Origin of the sequence: Intrasporangium sp., assembly GCF_039812505.1 — a bacterium.
Taxonomy (GTDB): Bacteria; Actinomycetota; Actinomycetes; order Actinomycetales; family Dermatophilaceae; genus Intrasporangium_A.
The window spans coordinates 1-3,826 of the sequence record NZ_JBDIAQ010000229.1 but is presented as its reverse complement, the minus strand read 5'-3'; the positions used below and the strand labels follow the sequence as shown (position 1 = coordinate 3,826).

The 3,826-nt window shown below is 70.1% G+C and carries 4 protein-coding genes; all 4 read left to right on the top strand.

Going from position 1 to position 3,826, the window contains the following annotated elements; all coding sequences use genetic code 11:
• Window positions 1-955, top strand: a 955-nt coding sequence (locus WMI84_RS17395; RefSeq protein ID WP_347355036.1) for a Gfo/Idh/MocA family oxidoreductase, incomplete at its 5' end; no start/stop codon positions are given.
• Window positions 952-1,839, top strand: a complete 888-nt coding sequence (locus tag WMI84_RS17390; protein WP_347355035.1) for a sugar phosphate isomerase/epimerase family protein — start codon at window positions 952-954, stop codon at window positions 1,837-1,839. The genes WMI84_RS17395 and WMI84_RS17390, both read left to right, overlap by 4 nt.
• A 177-nt stretch (window positions 1,840-2,016) precedes the next feature.
• Window positions 2,017-3,516, top strand: coding sequence for a CoA-acylating methylmalonate-semialdehyde dehydrogenase (locus WMI84_RS17385; protein WP_347355034.1), 1,500 nt, complete (start codon window positions 2,017-2,019; stop codon window positions 3,514-3,516).
• A 63-nt stretch (window positions 3,517-3,579) separates the two neighbouring features.
• Window positions 3,580-3,826, top strand: a 247-nt coding sequence (locus tag WMI84_RS17380) for a Gfo/Idh/MocA family oxidoreductase (protein WP_347355033.1), incomplete at its 3' end; no start/stop codon positions are given.

Genomic DNA, 3,826 nt, shown 5'->3' with positions numbered 1-3,826 from the left:
CTCCGGGGTACGGCTGGTCGCCGTCTCGGACCCGGACCGGCCGAGGGCGCAGGCCCTCGCCGCCGGGTTCGACGGGGTGAGCGTCCACGACGACGCGGCCGGGCTGATCGGTGCCGACGACGTCGACGCCGTCATCCTCGCCTCGCCCGGCTTCGCCCACGAGGAGCAGCTGCTCGCCTGCATCACGCACGGCAAGCCCACGCTGTGCGAGAAGCCGCTGACGATGGACGGCGACTCGTCGCTGCGGGTCATCCGGGCCGAGCGGGAGTCAGGGCGCGCGCTCATCCAGGTCGGCTTCATGCGCCGCTTCGACCCCCAGTATGCCCAGATGAAGCAGCTGGTCGACTCGGGCAGCCTCGGCCGTCTGCTGCTGGTGCACAACACCCATCGCAACAAGACGGTGCCCAACCCGGACTTCCGCAGCGAGATGATCGTGCGCGACTCGCTCGTGCACGAGGTCGACGTCGCCAGGTTCATGTTCGGCCAGGAGGTCGAGGAGATCACCGTCCTGCAGCCGGCGCCGACCAGCCATGCGCTGGAGGGTGTCGCCGACCCGCAGGTCGCGATCTTCCGGATGAGTGGGGGCGGCATCGTCACGACCGAGGTCTTCGTCAACTGCCAGACCGGCTACGAGGTCCGCTGTGAGGCGGTCGGCGAGCGCGGCACGGTCACGGCCGGCCTGTCCCAAGGCGGTCTCTACACCACGCGCGCCAACCTCGATGGCGATGCGGGCTGGTGGGGCGGACCGGTGGCGCCCGACTTCACCGTCCGCTTCGGGCGGGCCTACGACCTCGAGGTGCAGGCCTGGGCGGACGCGGCCCGCGCCGGCACCGTGGTGGGGCCGACGGCGTGGGACGGGTATGCCGCGACCGCCGTGTGCACGGCAGGGATGGAGTCGCTCCAGACCGGACGGCCCGTCAAGGTCGGCCTCGTCGACCGGGAGGCACTGTCATGAGACTCGCCCTGGACCCCTACATGATCCGGCAGACCACGACGCTGGACACCCTGCCGGGTGTGGTGGCCGAACACGGCTTCGAGTGGATCGAGCTCTCGCCCCGCGAGGACTTCATCCCGTTCTTCAACCACCCACGGGTCGACGACGCGACGGTGGCGCGCTTCCGCAGGGAGCTCTCGGCCGCAGGCGTCGGGGTCTCCTCGGTGCTGCCCCTGTTCCGCTGGTCCGGGCCCGACGAGGTCGAGCGGCAGGCCGCGGTCCGCTACTGGAAACGCGCCATCGAGATCACCGCCGCCCTCGGCGTGGACCAGATGAACTCCGAGTTCAACGGCAACCCGCGACAGGCGGCTGTCTGTGAGGCGCAGTTCTGGCGGTCGATGGAGGAGCTGCTCCCGGTGTTCGAGCGTGAGGGCGTCCGGCTGGCCATCGAGCCGCACCCCGACGACTGGGAGCAGGACGGCAAGCGGGCGCTGGACGTCATACACGGGATCAACAGCCCGTTCGTGTCGTTCGTCTACTGCACGCCGCACACGTTCCACCAGGGCAACGACTGCGCCGGCATCCTGCAGAAGGCCGGCAGCCTCACGACGATCTGCCACATCGCGGACGCCTACGACCACACCGCCTCGAGCGGGCTGCGCTACATCGTCAACCCGCCCGGCTCGCAGGTCACCGTCCACCAGCACCTGGACATCGGTCAGGGCGAGGTCGACTTCGACGCGTTCTTCGCCACCCTGGAGCAGGTCGGGTTCGACGGCACGCTCACCAGCTGCGTCTTCGCCTGGGAGGACCGGGCCGAGCAGTCGCACCGGTTCATGCGCGAGCGGATCCTCGACCATCTGTCGCGGTGGGAGACCCCTGCGAAGCTCGAGTCGCCCCGCTGACGCGCGCCGCCCGGGCCCGCTGCCACCGGCAGCCGGCCCGGGCGGTCGCGTCGGTCGGCACCGGGCCCGGCGCCCCTTGGCCTACCGCACAGTAATTGTTAGAATGTCAGGACATAACCAACGAGTGAAAACCTGACTGCGACAGCACCGAGCAAGCCACATCGAAGGAGCAAGGCGATGAGCCCCACCCGCATCACCCACCTCATCGGCGGAGCGCCCTGGGAGGGCACCTCCGACCGGACCAGCCCGGTCTACAACCCGGCGACGGGGGAACAGACCGGCGAGCTCGACCTCGCCTCGGCGCAGCTCGTCGGCGAGGTCGTCACGACGGCCCACCGGGCCTGGAGCGACTCGTGGCGTGACCTCTCGCTCACCAAGCGCGGGCAGATCCTGTTCCGGTTCCGCGAGCTGCTCAACCAGCACAAGGAGGAGATCGCCGCGCTCATCACGGCCGAGCACGGCAAGGTCCTCGACGACGCCCTCGGCGAGGTCATGCGCGGTCTCGAGGTCGCCGAGTTCGCCTGTGGCATCCCGCAGCTGATCAAGGGCGGCTTCAGCGAGAACGCCTCGACCCACGTCGACGTCTACTCGCTCCGCCAGCCGCTCGGGGTCGTGGCGGTCATCTCCCCGTTCAACTTCCCGGCCATGGTGCCGCTCTGGTTCGTGCCGGTGGCCCTCGCCTGCGGCAACGCCGTGATCATCAAGCCCAGCGAGAAGGACCCGTCCGCGACGATCGCCATGGCCCGGCTGTGGACCGAGGCAGGCCTTCCGGACGGCGTGCTCAACGTCGTCAACGGCGACAAGGAGGCCGTCGACGCGCTGCTGACCCACCCCGACGTCAAGGCGGTCTCGTTCGTCGGCTCCACCCCCATCGCGCGCTACGTCTACGAGACGGCGACCGCCACCGGCAAGCGCGTGCAGGCGCTCGGCGGTGCCAAGAACCACATGCTCGTCCTGCCCGACGCCGACCTCGACGTGACTGCCGACGCGGCGGTCAACGCCGGCTTCGGCTCGGCGGGGGAGCGCTGCATGGCCATCTCGGCGCTCGTCGCGGTCGAGCCGATCGCGGACGAGCTCATCGCGAAGATCACCGACCGGATGGGCAAGCTGCGCACCGGCGACGGTACCCGCGGCTGCGACATGGGACCGCTGGTCACCAAGGCGCACCGCGAGAAGGTGGCCGGCTACATCGAGGCCGGCGAGCGGGCCGGTGCCAAGCTCGTCGTCGACGGCCGTGGCGGCGACTTCGACGCGGACGGCGAGGGCTTCTTCCTGGCGCCCACCCTGTTCGACAACGTCACGACCGACATGTCGATCTACCAGGAGGAGATCTTCGGTCCGGTGCTGGCGGTGCTGCGGGTCAAGAGCTACGAGGAGGGGCTCGAGCTGATCAACGCCAACCCCTACGGCAACGGCACGGCGATCTTCACCAACGACGGCGGCGCCGCCCGGCGCTTCCAGAACGAGGTCGAGGTCGGCATGGTCGGCGTCAACGTGCCGATCCCGGTCCCGGTCGCCTACTACTCGTTCGGCGGGTGGAAGAACAGCCTCTTCGGCGACACCCACGCCTACGGCACCGACGGGGTGCACTTCTTCACCCGCGGCAAGGTCGTCACCTCGCGCTGGCTCGACCCGAGCCACGGCGGGATCAACCTCGGCTTCCCGCAGAACGCCTGACGGGTGGGCGCGAGCGGGATGGCCATGCCGGCACAGCTTCCCTCGCCGCGCACCCCGGACCCGATGGATGCCCCACCCCTGCGGTGGGGCATCCTCGGCACCGGCTGGATCGCGGACCGGTTCTGTGCGGCGCTGCGGGCCGGCACCGGGCAGCATCTGGTCGCGGTCGGCTCCCGGTCACACGCGACGGCCGACGCCTTCGCGGCCCGGCACGGCATCGCGCAGGCTCATGGGTCGTATGCCGCTCTCGTGGCGGACCCCGACGTCGACGTCGTCTACGTCGCCACCCCGCACAACCACCACCACGACG

What these genes read in the sequence shown, in the direction of transcription:
- WMI84_RS17390 (WP_347355035.1), top strand. Translation starts at nt 952, where the DNA reads ATGAGACTCGCCCTGGACCCCTACATGATCCGGCAGACCACGACGCTG.
- WMI84_RS17385 (WP_347355034.1), top strand. Translation starts at nt 2,017, where the DNA reads ATGAGCCCCACCCGCATCACCCACCTCATCGGCGGAGCGCCCTGGGAG.